Source organism: Streptomyces sp. MMCC 100, assembly GCF_041538145.2.
Classification (GTDB): Bacteria; Actinomycetota; Actinomycetes; order Streptomycetales; family Streptomycetaceae; genus Streptomyces.
Genome location: NZ_JBGORK020000001.1, coordinates 309,927 through 335,812, shown reverse-complemented (window position 1 = coordinate 335,812; position 25,886 = coordinate 309,927). Strand labels below are relative to the sequence as shown.

The following is a 25,886-nucleotide window of genomic DNA, read 5'->3' as shown; positions in this document are numbered from 1 at the left end:
GACTCTCCTCGGGTGCCCTGCATCCGATGGAAACAACGACTGGAATCCGGACAGAATTCCCAACCCGCCCCTCGATTTTTCTGATCATGCAGTACCCTGTGCCGCCACACGAGGAGGGGCGATGCCGTCGGGAACTGCGGAGGTCCAGGTCAGGCCGGGAGTCGAGGACGATCTCAAGGCCCTCACCGACCTGTACAACCACTACGTGCGTGAGACGCCCGTCACGTTCGACACCGAGCCCTTCACCCCGGAAGAGCGCCGCCCTTGGCTGCTCTCCCACCCTGAAGACGGCCCGTACCGCCTGAGGGTTGCCACGCACGCGGACTCACAGGAGATTCTGGGGTACGCCACATCCAGCCCCTTCCGCGCGAAGCCCGCCTACGGGACCTCGGTGGAGACCACCGTCTACGTCGCCCCGGGGGCCGGCGGCCGCGGCATCGGCTCGCTCCTCTACACGTCCCTCTTCGACGCCCTGGCCGGCGAGGACCTGCACCGCGCCTACGCGGGCATCGCCCAGCCCAACGAGGCGTCCGGCCGGCTGCACGCACGCTTCGGCTTCCGGCCCGTCGGCACGTACCGGGAGGTGGGCCGCAAATTCGGGCGGTACTGGGACGTGGCCTGGTACGAGAAGCCCCTGTAGCCCCACGGCCGGCAGCGGGGCCGCCCCCTCGCCGCCGGTCAGCCGAACTGCACCGAGCGCTTGGCCAGCCCCATCCAGAATCCGTCGATCACCGACCGCCGCAGGTCCAGCTCACCGGCCGCGTCCGCCGCGCCCATGGTCACGAACAGGGGCGCGAAGTGCTCGGTGCGCGGATGGGCGAGCCGCCCCGCCGGGGACTTGTGGGCGAAGTCGAGCAGCCCGTCCACGTCTCCGCCCTCCAGCGCGCGCCGCCCCCAGTCGTCGAACTCCGCGGACCAGGAGGGGATGCCGCCCTGACGGAGCGCGGCCAGGTTGTGGGTGAAGAAGCCGGAGCCGATGATCAGCACGCCCTCGTCGCGCAGCGGCGCGAGCCTGCGGCCGATGTCCATGAGCCGCGCCGGGTCGAGGGTCGGCATGGAGACCTGGAGGACCGGAATGTCGGCGCCGGGGTACATCTCGACCAGCGGCACGTAGGCGCCGTGGTCGAGGCCGCGGTCGGGGACGTCCTGCACGGGCGTGCCGGGGGCGCGCAGCAGCCCCCGTACGGACTCGGCGAGCGCGGGCGCACCGGGAGCCTCGTAGCGCACCTGGTAGTAGTGCTCCGGGAAGCCCCAGAAGTCGTGGACGAGGGGGACGGTCCGGGTGGCGCCGAGGGCGAGCGGAGCCTCCTCCCAGTGGGCGGAGACGACGAGGATCGCCTTGGGGCGGGGCAGTGCGGCGGACCAGGCGGCGAGTTCGCCGGGCCAGACGGGGTCGTCGGCCAGCGGCGGGGCGCCATGACTGAGGTAGAGGGCGGGCATGCGCTCCACGGGCATGCGTTCCTGGGCGACGGCGGCGACGGCGGCGACGGCGGCGACGGTCATGACTGCTGCTCCGATATTTGAACTCTCAATCTTTACCTGCCATCAATCTACGCCGAGTTTGTTTAACATTCAAAGAGTCGTCTCGTACAGTGGGACACATGAACGACGAACCCCGATGGCTCACCGCCGAGGAGCAGCTCGTCTGGCGCTCCTACATCGAGGCCGCCACCCTCCTGGAGGACCACCTCGACCGGCAGCTCCAGCGCGACGCGGGCATGCCGCACGTCTACTACGGCCTGCTGGTCAAGCTGGCGGAGTCACCGCGCCGGCGGCTGCGGATGACGGAGCTGGCCAAGTACGCGAAGATCACCCGCTCCCGGCTCTCGCACGCGGTCGCCCGCCTGGAGAAGAACGGCTGGGTCCGCCGCGAGGACTGCCCCTCCGACAAGCGCGGCCAGTTCGCCATCCTCACGGACGAGGGGTACGAGGTGCTGCGCCGGACCGCACCGGGCCACGTGGACGCCGTACGCCAGGCGGTCTTCGACCGGCTCACCCCCGAGCAGCAGAAGTCCCTCGGCGAGATCATGCGGATCGTCGCCGAGGGACTTCAGCCGAGCGAAGCGGGTGCGGACCTGCCCTGGCTGCGCTGAGCGCGCGGCCGGGCAGTCAGGGCAGGTCCGGGGGAACCGTGCGGACGGGGCGTCCCCTCCCCGTACGCACGGGTGGAACAGGAGCCCGAGCGGGTAACGGGTCCGGCGTCGTCAGTGGGCGACGACCGGCACCGGCAGCTCGTCCTCGACCGCGTCGCCCGTACCGGAACCGGTGACGGCGGGGCCGCCCGGCCGCCCGGCGTTGACGAGGGTCAGGGCGATCGCGGCCGCCACGACCAGGATGCCGACGGCGAACCAGATCGCGCTCGTGTAGCCCTGCACCTGCCCCTGCAGCTGGACCAGCTGCTGCTGGGACCGGGAGGACGCGCCCCCGATGTGGTCGGCGATGTACGACGTGGTGGCCGAGGCGGCGATGGTGTTCAGCAGCGCCGTACCGATCGCGCCGCCCACCTGCTGCGAGGTGTTGACCATCGCGGAGGCGACACCGGCGTCCCGCGGCTCCACGCCCATGGTGGCCATGGACATCGCCGGCATGAACGCCGTACCCATGCCGAGGCCGAGCAGGAGCATGCCGGGCAGCAGCACACCGGCGTAGGAGGTGTCGACCTCCAGCTGGGTGAGGAACAGCATGCCGACCGCGGCGACCAGGAAGCCGGGGCCCATCAGCAGCCGGGGCGGGACCCGGGTCATCAGCCGGGTGCCGATCTGGGTGGAGCCCGTGATCATGCCCGCGATCATCGGGAGGAAGGCGAAGCCGGTCTTCACCGGCGTGTAGCCCTTCACGATCTGCAGGTAGTAGGTCAGGAAGAGGAACAGGCCGAACATCGCGATGATGGCCAGGCCCAGCGAGAGGTAGATCCCGCCCCGGTTGCGCTCGGTGATCACGCGCAGCGGCAGCAGCGGGGCCTTGACCCGGGACTCGACGATGACGAAGGCCAGCAGCAGCACGGCCGAACCGACGAACATGCCGACCGTCACGGCGTCGCTCCAGCCGTTGGACTCGGCGCGGGTGAAGCCGTAGACGAGCGCGACCAGACCGAGGGTGGACAGGATCACGCCGGGGATGTCGAGCGGCGAGCGGTTGCGGCCGCCCTTCGGCTCACGGATGACGAAGTACGCGCCGGCCGCGGCCACGATCGCGAACGGGATGTTGACGAAGAACGTCCAGCGCCAGTTCAGGTACTCGGTGAGGAAGCCGCCGAGGATCAGACCCACGGCACCACCGCCACCGGCGATCGCACCGTAGATGCCGAAGGCCTTGGCGCGCTCCTTGGCGTCCGTGAACATCACGGCGAGCAGGGAGAGCGCGGCGGGCGCGAGCAGGGCACCGAAAACGCCCTGGAGGGCGCGGGAGCCGAACATCATCGCCTCGTTGGTGGCCGCGCCGCCCAGCGCGGAGGCGACGGCGAAGCCCGCCAGCCCGAGGACGAAGGTGCGCTTGCGGCCCCACAGGTCGGCTATCCGGCCGCCGAACAGCAGCAGACCGCCGAAGGCGAGGGCATAGGCCGTGACGACCCACTGCCGGTTGCCGTCGGAGATGCCGAGGTCCTGCTGTGCGGAGGGCAGGGCGATGTTCACGATGGTGGCGTCGAGGACCACCATCAGCTGGGCGAGCGCGATGAAGACCAGCGCTTTCCAGCGGCCGGCGTCCGGGGCGTCGGAGACGCCGGAGGCCTTGACGGCTGTTTGAGACATGGGGATACCCACTTCGGACTTCGTGACGGAAAAAGACGAGAAAAGGGACGACTGAACCCGCGCCGACGGCCCGCTGTCAGCGGGAGCGCTGACAGCTCGGCGTCGGTGGCGGAACTGGCGGGACTGGCGGGACTACTGGTCGCAGGGCCGGCGCAGGTCCTCCAGAGTCACGGCCGCACCCGGCAGGGCGGAGCGGGCGGGAACCCGCAGCCCGTCCAGGAACAGCTGAAGATGGCGATGGACGAACCGGTCGGCGCTCATGCACCCCGTACCGGCCGGGGGCCGGCTGAGCTGGGCGGCGGCGATCATCACATCGCCCACACCCACGTCACTACGGAGCTGACCGGCCGCCTTCGCCCGGTCCATGACCTCGGCGACGAGTCGTTCGACCCGTTCGCGCGCCGCCTCCAGGTCGGGGTGGTGCTTGTCGAACGTGCTGGACACCATGGGACACAGCGCGCTGATCCGCTCGTCGGCGGAGGCGTGCACGAAGCGCTCCAGCGCCTCGAACGCGTCCCCGGTCTCGTCGAGGGCCAGCTCGGCCGCCCGTGCCGTACGGTCCATGACCGAGCAGACGACCTCGCGGACGAGGGCGTCGCGGTCGGGGAAGTTGCGGTACACCGTGGCGTTGCCGACGCCGGCCCGGCGGGCGACGTCGTCGAGCGGCACGTCCGGCCCGTGCTCGACGAACATCTCCCGGGCGGCGGCGACGATCCGCTCCCGATTGCGCAGAGCATCGGCGCGGGGCCGGGCCGCCTTGCGCTGATCAGGGATCGCGGTCTGCACGGCGTACTCCTCGGTCTCTGTGAGGGTGTCTGTCACGGATGTGACGACTGGGTTCACGATCCGGGGAGGGAATCCCCGTTTCGCTCGGACACAGGTCTGAACGGGGAAACGATCCCCGGTTATTTCCCGCCCCCGAAGAACTTTTCAGTGACCTGAGTCACATCACGGTCCGGCCCGTCCCCCGGTCGGCGGCTACCGGTGAGAAACCCACGATCGGCCTCTCCAGCGCGCGCCCGCCCACCCGGCGGCACAGGGTGAGCCCAAGGGCGCAGCCGGTGTCGGGCGGCTGCCGTGGCACGGGGAGGTCCGCATGCAGCCGCACGGGCAGGCGCAGCCGCCGAGCCGCCGCATACGCCCGCGCCGGCTGGCCGCGGCCGGGACCGTCGCCGTCCTGACCCTCGCACTCAGCACCTCGGCCGGCACCGGCCGGCTCGCACCCGGCACCTCGACCGCGGGCCCCGGCCCCGCCGCCCTCTCCCGCTCCTCCGCGCACGGCCCCTGCATGATCAGCGGCGGCTCCGAGATCCAGATGTCCGAGGGCGTGCCGACCTCCACCGGCTACGCCCGCTCGACCGGCACCGTCCGCGCCCTCAACCTGATGATCGACTTCTCCGACGCGCCCGGCGAGGGCAAGGCGCTCGACCGGTACGCGGAGTTCTTCCCGAAGACCGAGGAGTGGTTCCGCACCAGCAGCTACGGCCGCCTCGACTACCACCCCGAGACCCCGATCCGGGACTGGCTGCGGATGCCCAAGTCGTTCGCGGAGTACGGCATAGAACGCGGCGCCCCTTTCGAACCCGGCTACCGCAAACTGGTCCAGGACCTGGTCGCGGCGGCCGACTCGAAGGTCGACTTCCGCTCGTACGACCTCGTGAACGTCCTGGTCACCCCGAACGCGGGCCCCTCCGCCCTGGACACGGTCCTGTCCGTGACCTTCGCCGGCAACCAGGAGGCCCCGGTCGCCGACGGCGTCCCGGTGGCCAACGCCTCCTTCGTCTACTCCCGCCAGGACGACGGCTCCGGCTCCTACGACGAGACCGGCTACCGGGTCCTCCCCCACGAGAACGGCCACGTCTTCGGCCTCCCGGACCTCTACACCCAGGAGGGCGGCGGAGCCGTCGGCCACTGGGACATCATGAGCGAGGACTGGGGCGCCGACAACGACCTCCTCGGCTGGCACAAGTGGAAGCTGGGCTGGCTCGACCGCACGCAGGTGCACTGCGCGTCCGCGCCCGGGACGACCGAGTACACACTCACCCCGCTGGCCCGCAAGGGCGGCGACAAGCTGGTGGTCCTCCCGCTGAGCGGCACGTCCGGCTACGCGGTCGAACTGCGCACCCGCGAGGGCAACGACGCGACGGTGTGCCGTCCCGGCGTACTCATCTACAAGGTCGACGCGGACGTCGACACCGGAATGGGCCCGGTACGGGTCTACGACTCCCGGCGCGACAGTGGCGGCTGCACCCGCAGCCCCAACGTCCACGCCGAACTCTCGGACGCCGCCTTCACCGAGGGCGAGACCTTCAAGGACCCGCGCAAGGGCATCACGATCAAGGTGTCGGAGAAGGACCGGAGGGGAGACGTCCGGATCCGGGTCACCCGGAAATGAGGGGCCGGGCGGCGGGAGCGGTGGGCCGGCGGCGCGAGGAGCACCAAGGTGCTCACGGGCACTCCCGGGGACCGGGCTACCGTAGGCGCCCTGCCGTGATCGCCGTACCGGAGAGTCGATGCCCGCCCACACCACTCACGCCACGCCGGCCGAGGCGGTCGCGCCGGCCGAGGCGGTCACACCGCTCCTGCGCGGCATCGCCGTACTCCGCCGGCTGACCGAGGCGAACGACGGCACCCTCAGTCTCAGCGCCCTGGAGAAGACCACCGGCCTGGCCCGCTCCACGGTCGACCGCCTCACGGCGACCCTCGCCCGCATGGGGTACGTCCGCCTGGACGGCCGCGACGTGACCCTGGCCCCCCGCCTGATGGAACTGGGCAACGCCTACCTCGCCGCCCTCCGCCTCCCCACCCTGCTCTCCGCCCGCGCCGACGCCCTGGCCGACGAACTGGACGAGTCGGTGTCGCTGGCGGTCGGCGACCGGGACGGCATCCGCTTCATCCACCAGGCCACCCGCCGCCGCGCCATGTCCCTGAGCTTCCGCATCGGCGACCTGCTCCCGGCCGAACGCACGGCCCCCGGGCCCCTCTTCGCCACGGAATGGACGGACCCCGACTGGCACCGCTGGCGGGAGCGCCGGGAAGCGGACCCTGCGGACCACACCTTCCCCGCCGTACCTCCCCTCCAAAACCCCGCCCCCGACGAGGACTTCACCCTCCGTACGTCCGCGGCGGCGACCGACGACTACGCACTGGACGACCAGCTGATCGAACCGGGCCTGGTGGCGCTCTCGGTCCCCGTTCGGGAGCCGGGCACCGGACGGGTGGCCTGCGTGGCGAGCGTGGTGAGCCACACCAGCCGCCACACGGCACCGGACCTGCGGACGGCCCTGCTCCCCCGCCTGCGCACGGCGGTGGCGGCGATGGAGACCGACCTGCGCACGGCCCCTCCCCCGGCCCCGGGCCCACCCCGCGCGGGCCTGGCCACCTGGACAGGCGCATCAAAACAAGAACTGGGCCGGGAGTTCGTGGAGTCCCTGGCCCGCGGCCTGACCGTACTCACCGCCTTCGGCGAGGGCCGCTCCGCGCTCACCCTGACCCAGGTCGCGAAAGCGACGGGCCTGGCCCGGGCAACCGCACGCAGGGCCCTGATCACTCTCACGCACGCGGGCCTGGTGGCCCCCGCCCCCGACGCCACCTTCGCCCTCACCCCCCGGGTCCTGTCCCTCGGCTTCCCGCCCCTCTCCCACACCTCCCTCCCCGAGATCGCCCAGCCCCACCTGACCGCCCTGGCCGACCGCGTCCACGAATCGACCTCGCTGGCCGTCCTGGCGGACTCGGGCGAGGAGATCCAGTACACGGCCCGGGCGTCCACGACCCGCGTCCTGAGCGCCCGCGTCACGGTCGGCACCCGTCTCCCCGCCCACGCGACGGCACTGGGCCGCGTCCTGCTGGCCCTCCCCGAGGCCCGGACGCAGGGCTACGCCCTGGTCGACGAGGAACTGGAAGCCGGCCTGCGCGCCATCGCCGTCCCGGTACGCGACCGCACGGGGAGAGTGGTGGCGGCGCTGAACGTGGCCATGCACGCGGCCCGCCGCACGACGACGGCCTGCGAAACGGAGATCCTTCCGGAGCTGACCCGAACGGCGGGCGACATCGAGGCAGACCTACGCGTAGCGGGCCGCTTCGTCCACGTCCCCGCGACGTGACCCACACCCCGGGCTCCCCCTCCACCCCCGCCTCCGATCCGCTAACCTGTTGGCACCGCCGCCCACAGCGGCAGGCCCCGCCTTCGTAGCTCAGGGGATAGAGCACCGCTCTCCTAAAGCGGGTGTCGCAGGTTCGAATCCTGCCGGGGGCACCAGTTCAGAAGGGGCCCACCTCCGGGTTTTCGGAGGTGGGCCCCTTCTGGCATCCACGTCTGACATCAACGCGGGCGGTCACTGTCGCCTGCGTCCTCATCTGAGGTCGCGGACTCGCAACGGCGGGACAATCTTCAGGATGCGTCGGCGTAGGCGAAGTGGAGGCCACAGACGGTGCACCGGAAGAGCATGGCCGTCATCCCCTCGCCGAGGTGGGTCAAGATGCGCTCGACCTGGCTTTCGTCGTGGCAGCCGTCCATGCGCATGTCGGCCCGCAGCTGGTCGAGGGCTTCGGGATGCTGCGCCAACTCGGTGTACCCGACTTCACCCACGAAGGCACCTGCGTCGTGGCAGTGGACGAGCCAGTGCGGATCCTGCCAAGCGTGGAACCCGGGTGTGCGGCGGGTGACCTCGTGCAGCACGTCGTCGCTCACGCCGTCGAGCCCGTAGGAATCGGTGAATTCACCCGCGAAGCGATCAGCCGCGCTCCCGTCTGCGATGCACCAGGGGCAGAAGCGTCCGCTGACCTCTTGCGCGGAGTAGAAGGTGGCCGTGTAGATCCAGCCCGTGCTGCGGCCGCAGCAGGCACATAACTCTACGGACGCGCGGATGGACCCGCTTGCCAGGGGATCCGGGTGATACCGGAAGAAGGGCAGGTCGGCGCTCATCGCAGCTTCCTGATCTGCGCGTCGGTGGCCATGCCTACTGATCCCATGGAGAGCAGTCTGTCCGCAAGGAAGTTTGCGATCAAGCGGCGTCATCGAATCGCTGCTGGCCCGCCAGAAGGCCCCAGACCAATGACGGTCCGGGGCCCTTGATACCTACGTGCTTCAACTCCGTTGGTCACTGACGACCAGGACGCCTCCGCAGCAGCCGGTCCACGTGGCTCATAGCCTCACGCTGGGTGTCCTGCACGACGTGGGTGTAGACGTCCATGGTGATGCTGATCTGAGAGTGCCCGAGGATCTCCATTACGACGCGGGGTGCGACTCCGGCCGCCGTGAGAAGCGTGGCAGTGCCGTGGCGGGCATCGTGCAGCCGGATCACGCGGAGGCCGGCGGACTCGGCGACGCGAGTGAAGGAGCGGTAGACGTTCCGCGGCTCGACCTGGCGGCGGGTACGGGTGGTGAAGACATAGCCGGACTCCTGCCACTGCTCCCCCGCCTTGACCCGAGCAGCCGCCTGCCGCATCCGATGGCAGCGCAGGTGCGCGATGCAGAGGGCGGGCAGCGGGACGGCCCGGCGACGGCGGCTCTTCGGATCGTCGTCGTAGAGGACACCCCGACGCCGCTGCGTCTGCTGGCGGACGTAGAGAACACGGTTGTCAAGGTCGAGGTCCGACCAGCGCAGGCCGATGATCTCTCCACGGCGGAGCCCCATGGCGATGGCGAGCACGAAGGCCGCGTACAGCGGGTCCTTGCGGGATGCCGCGAGGAAGTCGAGCGTCTCGCCGAGGGTCCAGGGCTTCAGTTCACGATTGTCGGTGCGGGGTGGCTCGACCAACTTGGCGACGTTGCGTGTGATCAGTTCCTCGCGGCAAGCGGAGGAGAGCGCCGACCGCAGGACGCGGTGGGACTCCTTGGCGGTCGCCGCGGTCGTCTCCTTCTCCAGGCGGACGAGGAAAGGGTCTGTCAAACGTGCGGTGTAACTGGGGTAGTTGGGGTTACTGGCGGGCTGCCGACAGGCGGCCGTCGAAGGTGATGTCGAAGGCGTTCAGCGCGGTCTTCCAGCGCATGGTCCAGCGGGCCTGGNGCCTCCCACGTCCTTCATCGGTTCCTGGTGCCAAGGCATCCACCGTGCGCCCTTAAAAACTTGGCCACAGATGCTCGCGTCCACTGTGCAGTTCTCAAACAACGACCAACCACCCATCACCCCGGAAGAAACTCCCGAGTGCACTGGGGCCGGCAACCGAAGACCCAGCCTCACGGCCGTGCCCTCAGACACCCAACAGCGTGCCCGACACCCTCGCCGCTCTTCCTTCCGTTCCACGCCGAAGCAGTACTAGGAATTCAAGCCGGTCAAGTGTGCCGAGTAGTCAACGTTCCACCCATGAGCAACCAGCATCAGACATTCGCTGATGTACTGGCCTCTGACCGTGTCCCGAAGGACCCGGTAAGAAGTGCTCCTTAGAAAGGAGGTGATCCAGCCGCACCTGCCTCCCACGTCCTTCATCGGTTCCTGGTGCCAAGGCATCCACCGTGCGCCCTTAAAAACTTGGCCACAGATGCTCGCGTCCACTGTGCAGTTCTCAAACAACGACCAACCACCCATCACCCCGGAAAAAACTCCCGAGTGCACTGGGGCCGGCAACCGAAGACCCAGCCTCACGGCCGTGCCCTCAGACACCCAACAGCGTGCCCGGCCCGGTCCCTGTCCGGACTCACGTTCCACGCCGAAGCAGTACTAGTGATCCATCAAGAAAACCGTGCCGAGTAGTCAACGTTCCACCCATGAGCAACCAGCATCAGACATTCGCTGATGTACTGGCCTCTGACCGTGTCCCGAAGGACCCGGTAAGAAGTGCTCCTTAGAAAGGAGGTGATCCAGCCGCAGTTCTCAAGGAACGGACGCTTCCTTTGTACTCACCCTCTCGGGCTTTCCTCCGGGCGCTTCCCTTCGGTCTTGCGTTTCCGACTCTATCAGATCTTTCCGATCCGATTTCCTCGGTGCTTTCCAGGTACCCGCTTTCGCGTTTCCCTTTCCGGCGGTTCCGACTCTATCAGATCCTTTCGGGCTCTGATTCCCCGTCAGAGGGGGTTGTCTTCGCGGCCCGTGGGCCGTTTCAACGAGGTGAGACTCTAGCGGACTCCCGGCTCCCGAGCTAATCGGGGGTCGCGTTCTTTCGAACGTGGATTCCTCATTCCGTAAATACACGCACCGACAGGACGACGACGCCGACAACGCGACTGTTCGTCGAAGAGTGGTTGGTACCCGCGGAATCGCTGTCCGGGGACCGACCGGGGTCGGCGCTCACGTCGGACAACTCGGAGAACATTAGGAGTGCCGAGCAGTCGTGTCAAATCCCGGGTGGTGCGGGGTGCGCGGGCGTACTGTGGGGCTCGTGATGACGCGTATGTGCAGCCAGCTCTGGTGGGCCGCCTGACGGCGGCCGTACACACGTATGCACTCGACGGCCGCCGCTTCGGCGGCCGTTCTCGTATCTCCCTCCAGGAGGGGCCGGCCGGCGGGTGGCGGCGGCCCTGACCAGGAGGTGGAGAGATGACACGGGTCTTCAGCGGGGTCAAGCCGACCGGGCACCTGACGTTGGGGAACTACCTGGGCGCCATGCGGCGGTGGGCTGCGGTGGACCAGCACCGGTCGGACGCGTTGTTCTGCGTCGTAGACCTGCACGCGCTGACCGTGGACCACGACCCGGCGCGGGTGCGCAGACTCAGCCGGCAGGCGGCCTCCCTGTTGCTTGCGGCGGGGCTGGATCCCGAGCTGTGCACCGTGTTCGTGCAGAGTCACGTGGACGAGCACGCCCGGCTGTCGTACGTACTGGAGTGCGTCGCGACCGACGGGGAGATGCGGCGGATGATCCAGTACAAGGAGAAAGCCGTGCGGGAGCGGGGGCGGGGCGGGAGTGTGCGGTTGTCGCTGCTGACGTATCCCGTGCTGATGGCGGCGGACATCCTGGCGTACGGGACGGACGAGGTGCCGGTCGGGGACGACCAGACGCAGCACGTAGAGCTGGCGCGGGATCTCGCGGTGCGGTTCAACCAGCGGTACGGGCACACGTTCGTGGTGCCGCGGGCGACCGGTCCGGCGGTGGCCGCTCGGGTCATGAACCTGCAGGAGCCCGCTTCGAAGATGGGCAAGAGCGACGACGTCGGGCCGGGGATCGTCTATCTGCTGGACGAGCCGGACGTGGTGCGGAAGAAGGTCATGCGGGCCGTGACCGACAGCGGACGTGACGTCGTCTACGACCGGGAGGAGCGGGCGGGGCTCGCGAACCTGCTGGAGATCCTCGCCGCCTGTACGGGTGGGGACCCGGCGGAGCTGGCGGGTGGGTACGACTCGTACGGCGCGTTGAAGAAGGACACCGCGGAGGCGGTCGTCGAGGTGCTGCGGCCGGTACGGGAGCGGCACAAGGAGCTGTGCGCCGATCCCGGGTACGTGGAGGGCGTACTCAGGGACGGAGCCGAGAAGGCTCGGGCGATGGCGCGGCCCACCGTGGACGCGGCTTACCGGGCGATCGGGTTGCTGCCACCGGTGAACGCCGCCCGGTAGGCGCGGGGGCCGGTGGCAGGGCGTGCCACGTCAGTCCTTGGTGCCGGAGGCCAGTTCGCGGCTGCGGTCGCGGGCGGCCTCCAGGGCGGCGATGAGAGCGGCGCGGACGCCGTGGTTCTCCAGTTCGCGGATGGCGTTGATGGTGGTGCCGGCGGGGGACGTGACGTTCTCGCGGAGCCTGACCGGGTGTTCGCCGCTGTCGCGGAGCATCTTCGCGGCGCCGATCGCGGACTGGACGATCAGGTCGTGGGCCTTGTCGCGGGGCAGGCCGAGGAGGATGCCGGCGTCGGTCATGGCCTCGACCAGGTAGAAGAAGTACGCCGGTCCGGAGCCGGAGAGCGCGGTGCAGGCGTCCTGCTGGGATTCGGGGACGCGGAGGGTCTTGCCGACGGCGCCGAAGATCTCCTCGGTGTGGGTGAGGTGGTCGGCGGTCGCGTGGGTGCCGGCCGAGATCACGGACATGGCCTCGTCGACGAGGGCCGGGGTGTTCGTCATGACGCGGACGACCGGGGTGCCGGGAGCGAGGCGCTCCTCGAAGAAGGCGGTCGGGATGCCCGCCGCGCCGCTGATGATCAGGCGGTCGGCCGGGACGTGCGGGGCGAGTTCTTCGAGGAGGGTGCCCATGTCCTGCGGCTTGACCGTGAGGATCAGGGTGTCGGCGGACTTGGCGGCCTCGGCGTTGGTGACCGGGGTGACTCCGTGACGGGCGCGGAGTTCGTCGGCCCGCTCCCGGCGGCGGGCGGTGACCAGGAGGTCGGCGGGGGCCCAGCCGGCTCCGATCATGCCGCTGAGGAGGGCTTCGCCGATCTTGCCGGTGCCGAGGACTGCGACTTTCTGGGTCATGGGTTGGGTGCCCTCCGGTGCCCTGTGTGTTCTTGGGTGCGTCGTGCGTCGTGCGTCGTGCGTCGTCCGTCGCCGTCATCCTCGCATTCAGGGGGGTGGGTGGGGCGTCGCGTCCAGTCCGCGGGACGGTGTGGCAACGGTGTGGCAGGTGCTGCAGGAATTTCTCTCGCCCCCGCCGCCCCTTCCCGTTCCCGTCCCTGGGGGCTGCGCCCCCAGCCCCCTTCCTTCGGCCTGGACGGCCTCGTCCTCAAGCGCTGGACGGGCTGGTTGGTTATGCCGTTCGGCGTTTCAAAGTCGCCGCGCCCAGGGCCAGGACCAGGAGTGCACAGCCGGCGACGATCAGGGCGTCGCGGACGAAGGTGGCGGTCATGTCGGTGTGGCGCAGGACCTCGTTCATGCCGTCCACCGCGTAGGACATGGGCAGGACGTCGGAGACGGCTTCCAGGGCCGGGTGCATGTTGTCGCGCGGGGTGAAGAGGCCGCAGAGGAGGAGTTGGGGGAAGATCACGGCCGGCATGAACTGCACCGCCTGGAATTCGGAGGCCGCGAAGGCCGAGACGAAGAGGCCGAGCGCCGTGCCCAGGAGGGCGTCGAGCAGCGCGACCAGGAGGAGCAGCCAGGGACTGCCGGTCACGTCCAGGCCCAGGAACCAGACCGAGAGACCGGTCGCGAGGGCGGACTGGACGATGGCGATGGCGCCGAAGGCGAGGGCGTAGCCCGCGATGAGGTCGCCTTTGCCCAGGGGCATGGCGAGGAGGCGTTCGAGGGTGCCGGAGGTGCGCTCGCGCAGTGTCGCGATGGACGTGACCAGGAACATCGTGATCAGCGGGAAGATGCCGAGGAGCGAGGCGCCGATGTTGTCGAAGGTGCGCGGGCTGCCGTCGAAGACGTAGCGCAGCAGGAAGAGCATCACGCAGGGGATCAGCATCAGGAGCGCGATGGTGCGGGGGTCGTGTCCCAGCTGGCGCAGGACGCGGGTCGCGGTGGCCGTGGTGCGGGTGAGGCTCAGGGGGCGGGTGGGGGCCGGGGTCGTCGTACCGGCGGGTGCGGGGGCCGTGGGGGTGGTCATCGGGTGGTCTCCTTCGTGCGGGCCGCCGCCTTCGCCTTCGCCTCGTCGACCAGGTGGAGGAAGGCTTCCTCGACCGTCTCGGAGCCGGTACGGGTGCGCAGGGCGTCGGGGGTGTCGTCGGCGAGGACCTCGCCCTCGCGCATCAGGAGCAGCCGGTGGCAGCGCTCGGCCTCGTCCATGACGTGGGAGGAGACGAGGAGGGTGGCGCCGCGGTCGGCGGCGATGGAGTGGAACAGGGCCCACAGGTCGCGGCGGAGTACGGGGTCGAGGCCGACCGTCGGTTCGTCGAGGACGAGGAGTTCGGGGGCGCCCAGGAGGGCCACGGCGAGGGAGACGCGGCTGCGCTGGCCGCCGGAGAGGTTGCCGGCCAGGGCATCGGCGTGGGTGGTGAGGTCGACGTCGGTGATGACCCGGGTGACGTCCTCGCGGCGGTGGGCGGAGGCCGCCCGGCCGGGGTGGAGGATCTCGGCGAAGTAGTCCAGGTTCTGGCGGACGGTCAGGTCGTCGAAGACGGACGGGGCCTGGGTGACGTAGCCGATGCGGGTGCGCAGGGCCGGGTGGCCGGCGGGGCGGCCGAGGACGTCCAGGGTGCCGGTGACCTTGGCCTGGGTGCCGACGACCGCCCGCATCAGGGTCGACTTGCCGCAGCCTGAGGGGCCGAGGAGGCCGGTGATCCGGCCGCGCGGGACGGTGAAGCCGAGGCCGCGCAGGACGGTGCGGGTACCGCGGACGACGGTGAGGTCTTCGGCGTGGACGGCGGGTACGGCGGGGTCGTCGCCCTGCCCGTCGGGGGGCCGGGAGGAGTGTCCCGTCGAGTAATTCATCATGTGATGAATACTCCTCCCGGGCGCCCCATGGCGTCAAGCCGCCGCGTCAGGCCGCCGTGTCAGACCGTCGTGTCAGACCGTCGCGTCAAGCCGCCGCGTCAGGCCGTCGGGGCCGTTCCGAGGAGGAGGTGGACGTCGTACGTCTCCTCGACGAGGCCGTCCGGGAAGACCGACAGCAGGTGCCGGCGCTCCTCGGCGAAGAAGGCCGCGGCGCGTTCCTCGGTGTCGGTCAGGAAGACCGAGTGGCTGCCGAGGTTGGCCAGGTGGACGTCCAGGGGGACGCGTCGGCTCCAGCGGATCTCGCGGTGGACGAAGTCGAGGCTGCCGGTGGGGTCGGCGAAACGCGCCTCGATGTTCCGCTTCTCGGCGGAGAGGTTCTGGCCCGCGAAGTGCCGGTCGACGCGCCGGGCCGACTCCGCGATCCACCGCACGTCGAGGGCGTCGGTGTTCCACCACAGGGCCAGCGCGCCGCCCGGACGCAGCACGCGCAGCGCCTCCGGGACCGCCAGGGTGGGGTCGGTCCAGTGCCAGGACTGGGCGTAGGTGAGGAGGTCGGCGCTGTGACCGGCGAGAGGGAGGGCGTTGCCGTTGCCCCGGACCACGGGCACGCCGGGAAGGGTGCGGCGGAACTCGGTGGCCATGCCGGCGCCGGGTTCCACGGCGATCACGTCGGCGCCGCGCTCGCGCAGGCGGGCGGTGGCGAGGCCCGTACCCGCGCCGACGTCCACGACGCGGGAGCCCTTGAGGGGACGGCCGGTCAGCTCTTCCAGCGCGTCGAAGAGGGCGGGCGGGTAGGAGGGGCGGTTGGCGGCGTACTGGGCCGCGGCGGCGTTGAAGGAGTGGGCCCGGGTGCTGTGGTCGGCCTGCGCGGGGGCGGCGGCTGGAGCGGCCGAGTCGTCCGGGGGCAGAGATGTCGTCATACGGCCATGGTGGCCGGGTGGGCCGGGGGCGGGGTAGGGGTTTCCGAGAGCGCCGTGGGAGGGGCCGTCGGTCGCTCGGTTCCGGCCCTCCGCACGCGGTCCACCTCTCGCGGTCCCCCGGCTCCGGGCTCCCGCTTGGGCTGCCCGTCTCCGGTCCCCCGGCCCGACCTGCCGGCCGGTTCCAGCCCGCCGACTCCGACCCCCGCCTGCGGCCCCTGGCTCCGCTCTCCCGCTTCCGGTCCCCCGCCCGCGGCCCCCGGGGCCGGCCTCCCGACTCCCAGTCCCCGGCTCCGGTCGGCCCTTCGGTTCCCTGCTTGCGCCCCCGCCTCCTCGGTACCGGTCTCTCCGCTACTTCCTGCGGCGCTTCTTCGACGGGTTGCCCGTGCGGCGGGTGGTGCGCTTCTCGTACTCCTCGCGGGCCTTCTCGTACTCCGCGCGGTGCAGCTTCTCGCCCGGGGCTTCGGTGAAGGTGCGGAAGAAGTAGGCGAGGAGGGAGCCGACGAAGCCGATGGCGAGCAGGCCGCGCATGGAGGCCTGGCGGTCGGGGTCGGGGCGGCTGGTGAAGCCGGACCAGGTGTGGCGGAAGGCCAGGGCGCTGCAGATCGCGAACATCACGATCATCAGCAGCGAGACGAAGCTGCCGATGTCGGCGATCCGGAGGCCCTGGTAGGCGACGCGGAGCACGAAGCAGGCGGCGGCCGCCACGACGAGCGAGCCGACGGCGAGGCCCGCCCGGCGGGTGGTGTAGCCGTTGTCGTGGTTCACCCAGGTCGTGCCGTAGAACCGGAGGGGTTCGGGGCGGGGGCCCGCAGGGGTGTCCGGGGTGCCGTTCTTGCCGTTCTCTGCGCTCACGGGTCGATTATGGCGCCGGGGCGGCGCGGGCCCCGGGCGGCCCCGGCATACCGGACGAACCCCGTGGGGCCCGCGGTGCGGTCAGCCGCCCTGGCCGGCGCTGCCCATCGGGCCGACCTGCACCGGGGTGCCCGAGCCGTCCGTGACGGGCAGCGTGGCGGCGCCCGGCCAGTCGAGGGTGACCGACTTGGTCTCGTTCGGCGGGGTCACGACCAGTCCCGTGATGCGGACGCCGGAGCCGCCCGAGTCGTTGATCGGGTAGGTGATGCCGAAGGTCACCGTCTCCCCGTCCGCGAGGACGACCGGAGGGGCCTCCTCGCCCGTGCGCTTCGCGGACAGGGAGCCCGCGTTCGTCTTCAGGTCGACGCCCGCGTAGCCCGCGAGCGTGCAGTCCCGGCCGCCGCCGTTCTTCAGGTCCACCGCGACGGTGCCCTCGGTGTCGCCGCCGACGGTGGCGTCGATCGCCGTGATCTCCAGCTCGTCGGTGCGGCACTTGGCGGCCTCGCCGTCCTCGGCGGCCCCGCCTGTCCCTCCGGTCCCGTTGGGGGTCTTCCCCTCGGAGTCCGTCCCGCCCTCCTGGTCCGAGCCGGCCGATCCCGTTCCGGCCGATCCCGTTCCGGCCGATCCCGAGCCGCCGTCCGCGGAGGACGGAGCGGAGGCGGCGGGCGGGGTGGCGCTCTGGTCCGTGCCGTCGTCGTTCTGGCAGGCCGTGAGCGAGAGACCGGCGGCGAGGGCCATGGCGGCGAGGGTCGGCTTGCGAACGCGCATCGTTGTCTACCTCAGAGTCGGTTGGCGTGCCGGTCCGCCCCCACCCTTCGGTGCGGGCGGCGTTTCCGACCATGAAGAGCCACTCGGCCCGGCACGCCGTTCCTCCCGGCGACCTCCTAGTACGTCGCTGGGACAACGCTGTTACAAGGTCAGCGGGGCGGCACGGTCAGCAGCGCGGAGCCACGTAGCCGTCGCTGCCGGTGCGGATGTACGCGTCGGAGACGTACTGGCCGCTGCCGATGTTGTCCCAGATGTTCGAGGTGCCGTAGGGGCCCGAGACCCACTCCCCCGCGCGCTGGCAGTTGATCGCGACCCTGGCGCCCTCGGACAGGACCCGCACCAGGGAGTAGTTGGTGCCCGGGCCGCTGCGGACGTTCAGGCGGTAGCCCGGAGCGACCGGGTAGGAGCCCAGGGCCGCGGCCGCCGCGACGACTCCCTCGTTCGCTCCGCCTGCCTCCTCTTCCCCGCCACCGATGTTCTGGAGCTGGTCGACCGACATGAGAAAAACTCCCCCCGTTGCACCCCACGACTTTCGTGGGGGACCGTTGATACCCCAAGAACAAGCCATGAAACACCAGTTCGCACCTCGCACACGGAGGTCGGCAGGCCGCCTCTGTCCCGTACGCCCCATCGACTAGGCTCCGAACGTCGCTCGCGCGAACGAACAGCACGGGGGTGGTTCCATGGCGCCGCAGCGGGATGCCGGAGCGGACGCGGAAGCGGAACTTCCGGAGTACGCCGGTCACTACCGTCTGGAGTCCCGTCTGGGCTCGGGCGGCATGGGCGTCGTGCATCTGGCCCGCAGCACCTCCGGGATGCGCGTCGCGGTCAAGGTCGTCCACGCGACGTATGCCAGGGACCCCGAGTTCAGGGGGCGTTTCCGGCAGGAGGTGGCCGCGGCACGGCGGGTGAGCGGTGCCTTCACGGCGCCGGTCGTGGACGCCGATCCGGAGGCCGGCCGGCCCTGGATGGCCACGCTGTTCATCCCCGGCCCGACCCTCTCGGAGCACGTGAAGCGGAACGGGCCGATGGACGAGCCCCAGCTGCGCCGGCTGATGGCCGGGCTCGCCGAGGCGCTGCGCGACATCCACCGGGTCGGCGTCGTGCACCGGGACCTGAAACCGAGCAACGTCCTGCTCGCCGAGGACGGTCCGAAGGTCATCGACTTCGGCATCTCCCGGCCGAAAGACAGCGAACTGCGTACCGAGACCGGAAAGCTGATCGGCACGCCGCCGTACATGGCGCCCGAGCAGTTCCGGCGGCCCCGGGAGGTGGGGCCGGCGGCCGACGTCTTCACCCTCGGGTCGCTGATGGTGCACGCGGCGACCGGGCGCGGGCCCTTCGACTCCGACAGTCCGTACGTCGTCGCCTACCAGGTCGTGCACGACCAGCCCGATCTGACCGGGGTACCTGACTCGCTCGCGCCGCTGGTGCTGCGCTGCCTCGCCAAGGAGCCCGAGGACCGGCCGACGCCGGACGAGTTGATGCGCGAGCTGCGGTCGGTGGCGGCGGCCTATGACACGCAGGTGTTCGTACCGGCACCGCGGGAGGAACGGGCCGGGGTCCCGCGGGAGGCCGGTGAGGAAGCCGCGCCGCAGGTACCCGCCGAGCCGTCCGCACGGTCCGGGCGGCTCGTACGGCGGCTGGGGAAGCGGTCGGCGCTCGTCGCCGGGGCGTTGGGGCTCGCCGTGATCGGGAGCCTCGTGGCCGTGCAGGCGTTCGGCGGTGCCGAGCCCGCGGGCACGCCCGCCGGGCAGAGTGCGTCGGGCGGGTTCGGGGCGTGGGAGGCGGTGCCCGCGGCGAAGGGCGGCGGGATGCCGCAGTGCTCGTACGCGGCGCGGCGGCTGTTGTGCGCGCGGCCCGGTCTGGTCTTCGCGGTCGATCCGGCCGACGGGAGCACGCTGTGGCGGCACCCCGTCGAGGAGGCCGTGCGGAGCGAACCGCCGGTCGTGTCAGGTGGGCTCGTGCAGCCCGAGGTCGGCCTGCTGGGCCCGCTGGAGGCGCTCGATCCCGCGACGGGTGAGCCGGAGTGGCAGGAGGACATGCCCGCGTACGAAGGACTGCGTACCGTCGGCGACATGCTGCTGCTCACCCGCGCCGACGGGACGGTCACCGGCGTGGACAGCGCCTCGGGGCGGACGGAGTGGACGCACCGGATCCCCGGGCAGGCGGTGCCGTACTTCACCTCGTTCGCCGGGGAGCGGCACCCGGCGGCGTACGCGACGAGCCAGAGCGCGGACGGGGAGGGGACCCGGGTCACCGCGGTGGATCCGGGGAGCGGGGACGTGCGCTGGGACGCGGAGTTGGCGGGGGCGCTGACACCCGTGGGGGCGGCGGACGGTTCCGTGTTCCTCGTCGCCGAAGGGGCGACCTACGGCGACGTCAAGGCCGTGGTCCGCTACACGCCCGCCACCGGGGCGACCCGGCGGGTGACGCTGCCGATCCCGGTCGAGCAGGCGTCGGCGTCGGCGGGCGTGCGCGGGGACACCGTGTACCTCATGGGCGCGGGCGGCTCGCTGGTCGCCGTGGACATGGCGGCGGGGAAGCAGGCGTGGCGGCTGGAGACGGGGGTGAGCCGGGGTTCGGCGCCGGTCTCCGACGGGCGGCACGTGTACGTCACCGCGCCCGACGGGCGGCTCCTCGGCGTCGACGCGCGCAAGGGCAGGCTCCTCGGGCAGACCCGGCCGCGGCTCGGCTCCGACTCCGACAAGGTGCCCGCGTCACTGCCGGCGCCGCTGCTCGCGGGCGGGCATGTGTACGCCGGGGCGCCGGACGGGACGGTGTTCGGGGTGGCGGGGCGGGACCCGGGCGCCTGGTAGGGCGGGGCCCCGGGTCCCTCGCCAGGGGCGTCAGCCCAGCTTGCTGACGTCGCGGACGGCGCCCTTGTCGGCGCTGGTGGCCATCGCGGCGTACGCCTTCAGGGCCGCGGAGACCTTGCGGTCGCGGTTCTTCGGGGCGTACACGCCGTTCAGGGCCTGCTCGCGGCGGGACAGTTCGGCGTCGTCCACGAGCAGCTCGATGGAGCGGTTCGGGATGTCGATGCGGATGCGGTCGCCGTCCTCGACCAGGGCGATCGTGCCGCCGGCCGCCGCCTCCGGGGAGGCGTGGCCGATGGACAGGCCCGAGGTGCCGCCCGAGAACCGGCCGTCGGTGACCAGGGCGCAGGCCTTTCCGAGGCCGCGGCCCTTCAGGTACGAGGTGGGGTAGAGCATCTCCTGCATGCCGGGGCCGCCCTTGGGGCCCTCGTAGCGGATGACGACGACGTCGCCCTCCTCGACCTGCTGGGTGAGGATCTTCTGGACGGCCTCCTCCTGCGATTCGCAGACGACCGCCGGGCCCTCGAAGGTCCAGATCGACTCGTCGACGCCGGCCGTCTTGACGACGCAGCCGTCCACGGCGAGGTTGCCGCGCAGGACCGCGAGGCCGCCGTCCTCGGAGTAGGCGTGCTCGACGGAGCGGATGCAGCCGCCCTCGGCGTCCTCGTCCAGGGAGTCCCAGCGCTCGGACTGGGAGAAGGCCTCGGCGGAGCGGACGCAGCCGGGGGCCGCGTGCCACAGCTCGAGGGCCTCCTTCGAGGGGGAGCCGCCGCGCACGTCCCAGGTCTTCAGCCAGTCGGCCAGGGACGGGCTGTGGACGGAGTGCACGTCCTCGTTGAGCAGGCCCCCGCGGTGCAGTTCGCCGAGGAGGGCGGGGATGCCGCCCGCGCGGTGCACGTCCTCCATGTAGTACGTGCGGTCCTTGGCGACGTTGGGCGCGACCTTGGCCAGGCAGGGGACGCGGCGGGAGAGGGCGTCCATCTCGGTGAGGCCGTAGGCGACCTCCGCCTCCTGGGCGGCGGCCAGCAGGTGCAGGATCGTGTTGGTGGAGCCGCCCATCGCGATGTCGAGCGCCATGGCGTTCTCGAAGGCCGCGGGGGTGGCGATGTTGCGGGGCAGGACCGAGTCGTCGTCCTGCTCGTAGTAGCGGCGGGTCAGGTCCAGGACCGTGCGGGCGGCGTTCTCGTAGAGCGCCTTGCGGGCGGTGTGGGTGGCCAGGACCGAGCCGTTGCCGGGCAGGGAGAGGCCGATCGCCTCGGTGAGGCAGTTCATCGAGTTGGCGGTGAACATGCCGGAGCAGGAGCCGCAGGTGGGGCAGGCGTTCTCCTCGATGCGGAGGATGTCCGCGTCGGAGATCTTGTCGTTGACCGCTTCCGACATCGCGTCGACCAGGTCCAGCGTGCGCACCGTGCCGTCGACGAGGGTGGCGCGGCCGGACTCCATCGGGCCGCCGGAGACGAAGACCGTCGGGATGTTCAGGCGGAGCGCCGCGTTGAGCATGCCCGGGGTGATCTTGTCGCAGTTGGAGATGCAGATCAGGGCGTCGGCGCAGTGGGCCTCGACCATGTACTCCACGCTGTCGGCGATCAGGTCGCGGGAGGGGAGGCTGTAGAGCATGCCGCCGTGGCCCATGGCGATGCCGTCGTCCACGGCGATGGTGTTGAACTCGCGCGGGATGCCGCCGGCGGCGACGACCGCCTCGCTGACGATCCGGCCGACGGGGGCGAGGTGGGTGTGGCCCGGCACGAACTCCGTGAAGCTGTTGGCGACGGCGATGATCGGCTTCCGCCCGATGTCCGCGCCGGGTACACCGGAGGCACGCATAAGGGCGCGGGCGCCCGCCATGTTGCGGCCGTGGGTGACTGTGCGGGACCTCAGTTCGGGCATCGTCGCTCGCTCCTTCGGAGGGTCTGCCAGGAAGCGCTGACAGTTCTCTGACTGTCGTCGAGCGTACGCCGGTCATCCAGGGGTCGGGACGGGGTGTCCGGAATGCGGGACGCGCATCTCGCCGTACGCCGTCGGCGGGCGCCCTCAGGGGCCGGTGAGGTGGCCCTGTACGACCGGCGCCAGGTGGGCGACGATCTGCTCCGGGTCGGCCGAGGCCAACGGCTCCACCTTGATCACGTAGCGGAGCATCGCGCACCCCACCAGCTGCGCCGCCGCCAGTTCGACGCGCAGTTCCGCGTCCGGGCGCTCCAGCCGTGCCGCGACGCGCCGCATCACCTGGGCGGCGATCAGGCGGCGGAAGACGGCGGCGGCGGTGTCGTTGTTGACGGCGGAACGCACGATGGCCAGCACCGGCTTACGGGTCGTGGGGTTCTCCCACACGCCCATGACGAACCGGGTGAGCTGCTCCCCGATCCCGTCGAGAGGGCCGTCACCGATCGCCTCGGGTGCCTTCAGAGCGGGCGCGAAGGCGACCTCGATGGCCGCCTCGAAGACCTGCTCCTTGGTGCCGAAGTAGTGGTGCACCAGCGCCGGGTCCACACCCGCCGCCTTGGCGATGCCGCGCACGGACGTCTTCTCGTAGCCGCGCTCGGAGAACTCCTCGCGGGCGGTGGTGAGGATGCGGTCGCGGGTGACCCCGGACTCCGTACGGGGCGGGCGGCCGCGGCGGCGGGTGGCCCCGTTGGCGTCGCTCACCGGCGCTCCGTCCGTGCCGCGGAGGCCGAGGACGCCGACTGCGCCAAGTGCTTGCGGGTGAAGGCCAGCGCCTCGGCGAGATCGGCCTCACGTTCGGCGCCGGACATCGCGCGCCTGGTGTTGACCTCGATGACGACGTGGCCGTCGAAGCCGGTGTGCGTGAGGTGCTCCAGTACCTCGGCGCAGGGCTGGTTGCCGCGGCCGGGGACGAGGTGCTCGTCCTTGGCGGAACCTTTGCCGTCGGCCAGGTGGACGTGGCCGAGGCGGTCGCTCATGCGGTCGATCATGCCGAGGGCGTCGGTGCGGGAGGTCGCGGCGTGGCTGAGGTCGATCGTGAAGTGCCGGTAGTCGTCCTTCGTCACGTCCCAGTCGGGGGCGTACGCCTGCATCTCGCGGTCGCGGTAGCGCCAGGGGTACATGTTCTCGACGGCGAAGCGGACGTCCGTCTCGTCGGCCATCCGCCAGATGCCCTCGACGAAGTCCCGCGCGTACTGGCGCTGCCAGCGGAACGGGGGGTGCACGACGACGGCGGACGCGCCGAGCTTCTCGGCGGCCGCGCGGGCGCGCTGGAGCTTGACCCAGGGGTCGGTGGACCAGACGCGCTGGGTGATGAGCAGACACGGTGCGTGCACCGCGAGTATCGGCATGCGGTGGTAGTCGCTGAGTCTGCGCAGCGCGTCGATGTCCTGGCTGACCGGGTCCGTCCAGACCATCACCTCGACGCCGTCGTAACCGAGGCGCGCGGCGATCTCGAAGGCCGTCGCCGTCGACTCCGGGTAGACGGAAGCCGTCGACAGGGCGACCTTCGCGTCCGGGATGCGGACGTCGTCCCTTGGGTTTGCCACGGGGGTCAGGGTACGGGGTGCACGTCGGGGGCTGCGGGGTGCCTGTTCGCCGTTGTGGTGATTGCCATACGGCGGGTGCGCGACGGTTCGTGTTTGCTCGCGCCCGCGCGGCGGAGCCGCACATCGATACAGCCCCGCGCCCCTTTCCGGACGCGTCATCCCTGGCCCATGTGGTCCAGGCGCCGCAGGATCACGCCCTCCCTCAGGGCCCACGGGCAGATTTCCAGGTTCTCCACGTGGAAGAGGTCCATCGCGGCCTCGGCCACCAGGGCACCGGCCAGGAGCTGGCCCGCGCGGCCCTCGGAGACGCCGGGGAGTTCGGCGCGTTCGGCGCTGCTCATGGCGGCCAGGCGGGGCACCCAGGCCTCCAGGGAGGCACGCTTCAGCTCGCGCTGGACGTAGAGGCCCTCGGCGGAGCGGGCGGCGCCGGCGATGCGGGCCAGCTGCCGGAAGGTCTTCGAGGTGGCGACCACGTGGTCGGGGGCGCCGAGGCGGCTGAACTCGCCGACGGTCCGGGCGATCTCCGTACGGACGTGGCGGCGCAGCGCCCTGACGTCGTCCGGGTGGGGCGGGTCGTCGGGCAGCCGGGCGGCGGTCAGCCGGCCCGCGCCGAGCGGCAGCGACACGGCGGCGTCCGGTTGCTCGTCGAGGCCGTAGGCGATCTCCAGGGAGCCGCCGCCGATGTCGAGGACCAGCAGCCTGCCCGCGGACCAGCCGAACCAGCGGCGGGCGGCGAGGAAGGTGAGCCGGGCCTCCTCGGCGCCGGTGAGGACGGTCAGCTCGACGCCGGTGTCGGCGCGCACGCGCGCGAGGACGTCGTCGGCGTTGCTCGCCTCGCGCACGGCCGAGGTGGCGAACGGCAGGAGGTCCTCCACGCCCTTGTCCTCGGCGGCCTGCAGCGCCTCGCGGACGACCGCGGCCAGCCGGTCGACGCCGTCGGGGCCGATCGCCCCGTCCTCGTCGAGGAGCTGGGCGAGGCGCAGCTCCACCTTGTGCGAGTGGGCGGGCAGCGGGCGGGCGCCGGGGTGCGCGTCCACCACCAGCAGATGCACCGTGTTCGAACCCACGTCGAGGACACCGAGTCTCATGTACGGAACGCTACTGCCAGCGGCGCTCGCGGTGGTGCCGTCCTTGGTCCGTCCTTGGTCCGTCCTTGGTCCGTCCTTGGTCCCGTCCTTGGTCCCGTCCTTGCGGTCCGGCGACTTACCCTGGAGCCGTGCCAAAGACGAAAAAGGCGAAGGACGAAAAGTCGGTCAAGAAGGACAAAAGGCGCGCACTGGGCGAAGAGGCGAGCGACGAGAAGGGGCTCGACTTCGCGCGCGCGTGGGTGGAGTTTCCGGATCCGGCGGACGACGAGCAGGTCTTCCGGTGCGATCTGACATGGCTGACCTCCCGCTGGAACTGCATCTTCGGCAGCGGCTGCCAGGGCATCCAGGCGGGCCGCGCGGACGACGGGTGCTGCTCGCTGGGCGCGCACTTCTCCGACGAGGACGACGAGAAGCGGGTCGCCGGGCACGTGGCGAGGCTCACTCCGGACATCTGGCAGCACCACGCCGAGGGCACGCGGAACGGCTGGACCTCCGAGGACGACGAGGGCTCCCGGCAGACCCGGCCCTTCCAGGGCTCCTGCATCTTCCAGAACCGTCCGGGTTTCTCCGGGGGCGCGGGCTGCTCGCTGCACATCCTGGCGCTGAAGGAGGGCCGGGAACCGCTGGAGACCAAGCCGGACGTGTGCTGGCAGCTGCCGGTCCGGCGGACGTACGAGTGGATCGACCGGCCCGACGACACGCGCGTCCTGCAGGTGTCGATCGGTGAGTACGACCGGCGCGGCTGGGGCCCGGGCGGTCACGACCTGCACTGGTGGTGCACGTCGGCGACCTCGGCGCACGGCGCGGGCGAGCCCGTGTACGTCTCCTACCGGCCGGAGCTGATCGAGCTGATGGGCAAGGCGGGGTACGACCGGCTGGTGGAGCTGTGCGAGGAGCGGCTGGCCTCGCAGCTGCCGTTGCTGGCACCGCATCCGGCGGATCCCGCTCGCTGAGAGGCGGACCCGGGTCCCGTGCCGGTG

At 71.1% G+C, this 25,886-nt stretch carries 22 protein-coding genes, 1 tRNA gene and 1 pseudogene; 8 read left to right on the top strand and 16 right to left on the bottom strand.

Annotated features, from left to right (window positions below; genetic code table 11):
• Positions 1-121: 121 nt before the first annotated feature.
• Positions 122-640, top strand: coding sequence for a GNAT family N-acetyltransferase (locus tag ABS735_RS01700; protein WP_373902792.1), 519 nt, complete (start codon positions 122-124; stop codon positions 638-640).
• A 38-nt stretch (positions 641-678) separates the two neighbouring features.
• On the opposite strand, the gene ABS735_RS01695 is transcribed toward ABS735_RS01700, so the two are convergent.
• Positions 679-1,440 carry a dioxygenase family protein gene (locus tag ABS735_RS01695; protein WP_373902973.1) on the bottom strand — a complete coding sequence of 254 codons (762 nt, stop codon included), beginning with the start codon at positions 1,438-1,440 and terminating at the stop codon, positions 679-681.
• A 161-nt stretch (positions 1,441-1,601) separates the two neighbouring features.
• Between ABS735_RS01695 and ABS735_RS01690 the strand changes: the two genes are divergently transcribed.
• On the top strand, positions 1,602-2,093 hold the full coding sequence (locus ABS735_RS01690) for a MarR family winged helix-turn-helix transcriptional regulator (protein ID WP_011028826.1): 492 nt from the start codon (positions 1,602-1,604) through the stop codon (positions 2,091-2,093).
• A gap of 111 nt (positions 2,094-2,204) precedes the next feature.
• Here the strand turns inward: ABS735_RS01690 and ABS735_RS01685 are convergent, their stop codons facing one another.
• Together ABS735_RS01685 and ABS735_RS01680 are read right to left on the bottom strand one after the other, a co-directional pair.
• Positions 2,205-3,749 (bottom strand): MFS transporter, encoded by a 1,545-nt coding sequence (locus ABS735_RS01685; protein ID WP_373902791.1) that lies wholly within the window; start codon positions 3,747-3,749, stop codon positions 2,205-2,207.
• A gap of 132 nt (positions 3,750-3,881) precedes the next feature.
• Positions 3,882-4,535: a TetR/AcrR family transcriptional regulator gene (locus tag ABS735_RS01680; RefSeq protein ID WP_373902972.1), complete on the bottom strand. Its 654-nt coding sequence runs from the start codon at positions 4,533-4,535 to the stop codon at positions 3,882-3,884.
• A 310-nt stretch (positions 4,536-4,845) separates the two neighbouring features.
• On the opposite strand from ABS735_RS01680, the gene ABS735_RS01675 reads away from it, so the two are divergent.
• From ABS735_RS01675 to ABS735_RS01665, 3 genes are all read left to right on the top strand, one after another.
• Positions 4,846-6,144 carry a M6 family metalloprotease domain-containing protein gene (locus ABS735_RS01675; protein WP_373902790.1) on the top strand — a complete coding sequence of 433 codons (1,299 nt, stop codon included), beginning with the start codon at positions 4,846-4,848 and terminating at the stop codon, positions 6,142-6,144.
• Positions 6,145-6,262: 118 nt separating this feature from the next.
• A complete protein-coding gene (locus ABS735_RS01670) occupies positions 6,263-7,852 on the top strand; it encodes an IclR family transcriptional regulator domain-containing protein (protein WP_373902789.1) in 1,590 nt (529 codons plus the stop codon).
• Between the two features lie 79 nt (positions 7,853-7,931).
• A tRNA-Arg gene (locus ABS735_RS01665) sits at positions 7,932-8,007 on the top strand.
• A gap of 132 nt (positions 8,008-8,139) precedes the next feature.
• On the opposite strand, the gene ABS735_RS01660 is transcribed toward ABS735_RS01665, so the two are convergent.
• Entirely contained in the window at positions 8,140-8,673 is a 534-nt protein-coding gene (locus tag ABS735_RS01660; RefSeq protein ID WP_373902788.1) for a CbrC family protein, read from the bottom strand.
• A gap of 175 nt (positions 8,674-8,848) precedes the next feature.
• Positions 8,849-9,628: pseudogene (locus ABS735_RS01655) on the bottom strand (tyrosine-type recombinase/integrase); the annotation flags it as partial.
• Between the two features lie 1,596 nt (positions 9,629-11,224).
• Between ABS735_RS01655 and trpS the strand changes: the two are divergent.
• Positions 11,225-12,235 carry a tryptophan--tRNA ligase gene (gene trpS, locus ABS735_RS01650; RefSeq protein WP_373905134.1) on the top strand — a complete coding sequence of 337 codons (1,011 nt, stop codon included), beginning with the start codon at positions 11,225-11,227 and terminating at the stop codon, positions 12,233-12,235.
• Positions 12,236-12,265: 30 nt separating this feature from the next.
• Here trpS and proC read toward each other — a convergent pair whose 3' ends face one another.
• From proC to ABS735_RS01615, 7 genes are all read right to left on the bottom strand, one after another.
• Positions 12,266-13,078 (bottom strand): pyrroline-5-carboxylate reductase, encoded by an 813-nt coding sequence (gene proC, locus ABS735_RS01645; RefSeq protein ID WP_373905133.1) that lies wholly within the window; start codon positions 13,076-13,078, stop codon positions 12,266-12,268.
• Between the two features lie 271 nt (positions 13,079-13,349).
• Entirely contained in the window at positions 13,350-14,147 is a 798-nt protein-coding gene (locus ABS735_RS01640; RefSeq protein ID WP_373905132.1) for an ABC transporter permease, read from the bottom strand.
• Entirely contained in the window at positions 14,144-14,974 is an 831-nt protein-coding gene (locus ABS735_RS01635; RefSeq protein WP_373905131.1) for an ABC transporter ATP-binding protein, read from the bottom strand. The genes ABS735_RS01640 and ABS735_RS01635 overlap by 4 nt, the downstream gene beginning before the upstream one ends.
• Before the next feature lie 98 nt (positions 14,975-15,072).
• Positions 15,073-15,894 carry a class I SAM-dependent methyltransferase gene (locus tag ABS735_RS01630; RefSeq protein WP_373905130.1) on the bottom strand — a complete coding sequence of 274 codons (822 nt, stop codon included), beginning with the start codon at positions 15,892-15,894 and terminating at the stop codon, positions 15,073-15,075.
• A gap of 348 nt (positions 15,895-16,242) precedes the next feature.
• Positions 16,243-16,746 carry an EamA/RhaT family transporter gene (locus ABS735_RS01625; RefSeq protein WP_373905129.1) on the bottom strand — a complete coding sequence of 168 codons (504 nt, stop codon included), beginning with the start codon at positions 16,744-16,746 and terminating at the stop codon, positions 16,243-16,245.
• An 81-nt stretch (positions 16,747-16,827) separates the two neighbouring features.
• Complete coding sequence (locus ABS735_RS01620; protein WP_373905128.1) at positions 16,828-17,514, bottom strand: DUF4232 domain-containing protein; 687 nt, start codon at positions 17,512-17,514, stop codon at positions 16,828-16,830.
• Between the two features lie 166 nt (positions 17,515-17,680).
• Positions 17,681-18,013 carry an SH3 domain-containing protein gene (locus ABS735_RS01615; protein WP_373905127.1) on the bottom strand — a complete coding sequence of 111 codons (333 nt, stop codon included), beginning with the start codon at positions 18,011-18,013 and terminating at the stop codon, positions 17,681-17,683.
• Between the two features lie 184 nt (positions 18,014-18,197).
• Here ABS735_RS01615 and ABS735_RS01610 point away from each other — a divergent pair, with 184 nt between their 5' ends.
• Complete coding sequence (locus ABS735_RS01610; RefSeq protein ID WP_373905126.1) at positions 18,198-20,333, top strand: serine/threonine-protein kinase; 2,136 nt, start codon at positions 18,198-18,200, stop codon at positions 20,331-20,333.
• 30 nt (positions 20,334-20,363) lie between these two features.
• Here the strand turns inward: ABS735_RS01610 and ilvD are convergent, their stop codons facing one another.
• The 4 genes from ilvD to ABS735_RS01590 all read right to left on the bottom strand — a co-directional run bounded on the left by ilvD (position 20,364) and on the right by ABS735_RS01590 (position 24,906).
• Complete coding sequence (ilvD, locus tag ABS735_RS01605; protein WP_373905125.1) at positions 20,364-22,217, bottom strand: dihydroxy-acid dehydratase; 1,854 nt, start codon at positions 22,215-22,217, stop codon at positions 20,364-20,366.
• Positions 22,218-22,361: 144 nt separating this feature from the next.
• Positions 22,362-22,973, bottom strand: coding sequence for a TetR/AcrR family transcriptional regulator (locus tag ABS735_RS01600; protein ID WP_373905124.1), 612 nt, complete (start codon positions 22,971-22,973; stop codon positions 22,362-22,364).
• A complete protein-coding gene (locus ABS735_RS01595) occupies positions 22,970-23,818 on the bottom strand; it encodes a sugar phosphate isomerase/epimerase family protein (RefSeq protein ID WP_373905123.1) in 849 nt (282 codons plus the stop codon). Before ABS735_RS01595 ends, ABS735_RS01600 begins: the two co-directional genes overlap by 4 nt.
• A gap of 155 nt (positions 23,819-23,973) precedes the next feature.
• Complete coding sequence (locus tag ABS735_RS01590) at positions 23,974-24,906, bottom strand: Ppx/GppA family phosphatase (protein ID WP_373905122.1); 933 nt, start codon at positions 24,904-24,906, stop codon at positions 23,974-23,976.
• 128 nt (positions 24,907-25,034) lie between these two features.
• On the opposite strand from ABS735_RS01590, the gene ABS735_RS01585 reads away from it, so the two are divergent.
• On the top strand, positions 25,035-25,859 hold the full coding sequence (locus ABS735_RS01585) for a DUF3109 family protein (RefSeq protein ID WP_373905121.1): 825 nt from the start codon (positions 25,035-25,037) through the stop codon (positions 25,857-25,859).
• The last annotated feature ends 27 nt before the right edge of the window (positions 25,860-25,886 follow it).

Excerpts from the sequence above, each read along its gene's own strand:
- ABS735_RS01630 (WP_373905130.1), bottom strand. The coding sequence starts at position 15,894 with ATGACGACATCTCTGCCCCCGGACGACTCGGCCGCTCCAGCCGCCGCC.
- ABS735_RS01610 (WP_373905126.1), top strand. The coding sequence starts at position 18,198 with ATGGCGCCGCAGCGGGATGCCGGAGCGGACGCGGAAGCGGAACTTCCG.
- ABS735_RS01685 (WP_373902791.1), bottom strand. The coding sequence starts at position 3,749 with ATGTCTCAAACAGCCGTCAAGGCCTCCGGCGTCTCCGACGCCCCGGAC.
- ABS735_RS01695 (WP_373902973.1), bottom strand. The coding sequence starts at position 1,440 with ATGCCCGCCCTCTACCTCAGTCATGGCGCCCCGCCGCTGGCCGACGAC.
- ABS735_RS01615 (WP_373905127.1), bottom strand. The coding sequence starts at position 18,013 with ATGTCGGTCGACCAGCTCCAGAACATCGGTGGCGGGGAAGAGGAGGCA.
- trpS (WP_373905134.1), top strand. The coding sequence starts at position 11,225 with ATGACACGGGTCTTCAGCGGGGTCAAGCCGACCGGGCACCTGACGTTG.
- ABS735_RS01675 (WP_373902790.1), top strand. The coding sequence starts at position 4,846 with ATGCAGCCGCACGGGCAGGCGCAGCCGCCGAGCCGCCGCATACGCCCG.
- ABS735_RS01700 (WP_373902792.1), top strand. The coding sequence starts at position 122 with ATGCCGTCGGGAACTGCGGAGGTCCAGGTCAGGCCGGGAGTCGAGGAC.
- ABS735_RS01640 (WP_373905132.1), bottom strand. The coding sequence starts at position 14,147 with ATGACCACCCCCACGGCCCCCGCACCCGCCGGTACGACGACCCCGGCC.
- ABS735_RS01590 (WP_373905122.1), bottom strand. The coding sequence starts at position 24,906 with ATGAGACTCGGTGTCCTCGACGTGGGTTCGAACACGGTGCATCTGCTG.
- ABS735_RS01660 (WP_373902788.1), bottom strand. The coding sequence starts at position 8,673 with ATGAGCGCCGACCTGCCCTTCTTCCGGTATCACCCGGATCCCCTGGCA.
- ABS735_RS01670 (WP_373902789.1), top strand. The coding sequence starts at position 6,263 with ATGCCCGCCCACACCACTCACGCCACGCCGGCCGAGGCGGTCGCGCCG.
- proC (WP_373905133.1), bottom strand. The coding sequence starts at position 13,078 with ATGACCCAGAAAGTCGCAGTCCTCGGCACCGGCAAGATCGGCGAAGCC.
- ABS735_RS01620 (WP_373905128.1), bottom strand. The coding sequence starts at position 17,514 with ATGCGCGTTCGCAAGCCGACCCTCGCCGCCATGGCCCTCGCCGCCGGT.
- ABS735_RS01635 (WP_373905131.1), bottom strand. The coding sequence starts at position 14,974 with ATGATGAATTACTCGACGGGACACTCCTCCCGGCCCCCCGACGGGCAG.
- ABS735_RS01690 (WP_011028826.1), top strand. The coding sequence starts at position 1,602 with ATGAACGACGAACCCCGATGGCTCACCGCCGAGGAGCAGCTCGTCTGG.
- ilvD (WP_373905125.1), bottom strand. The coding sequence starts at position 22,217 with ATGCCCGAACTGAGGTCCCGCACAGTCACCCACGGCCGCAACATGGCG.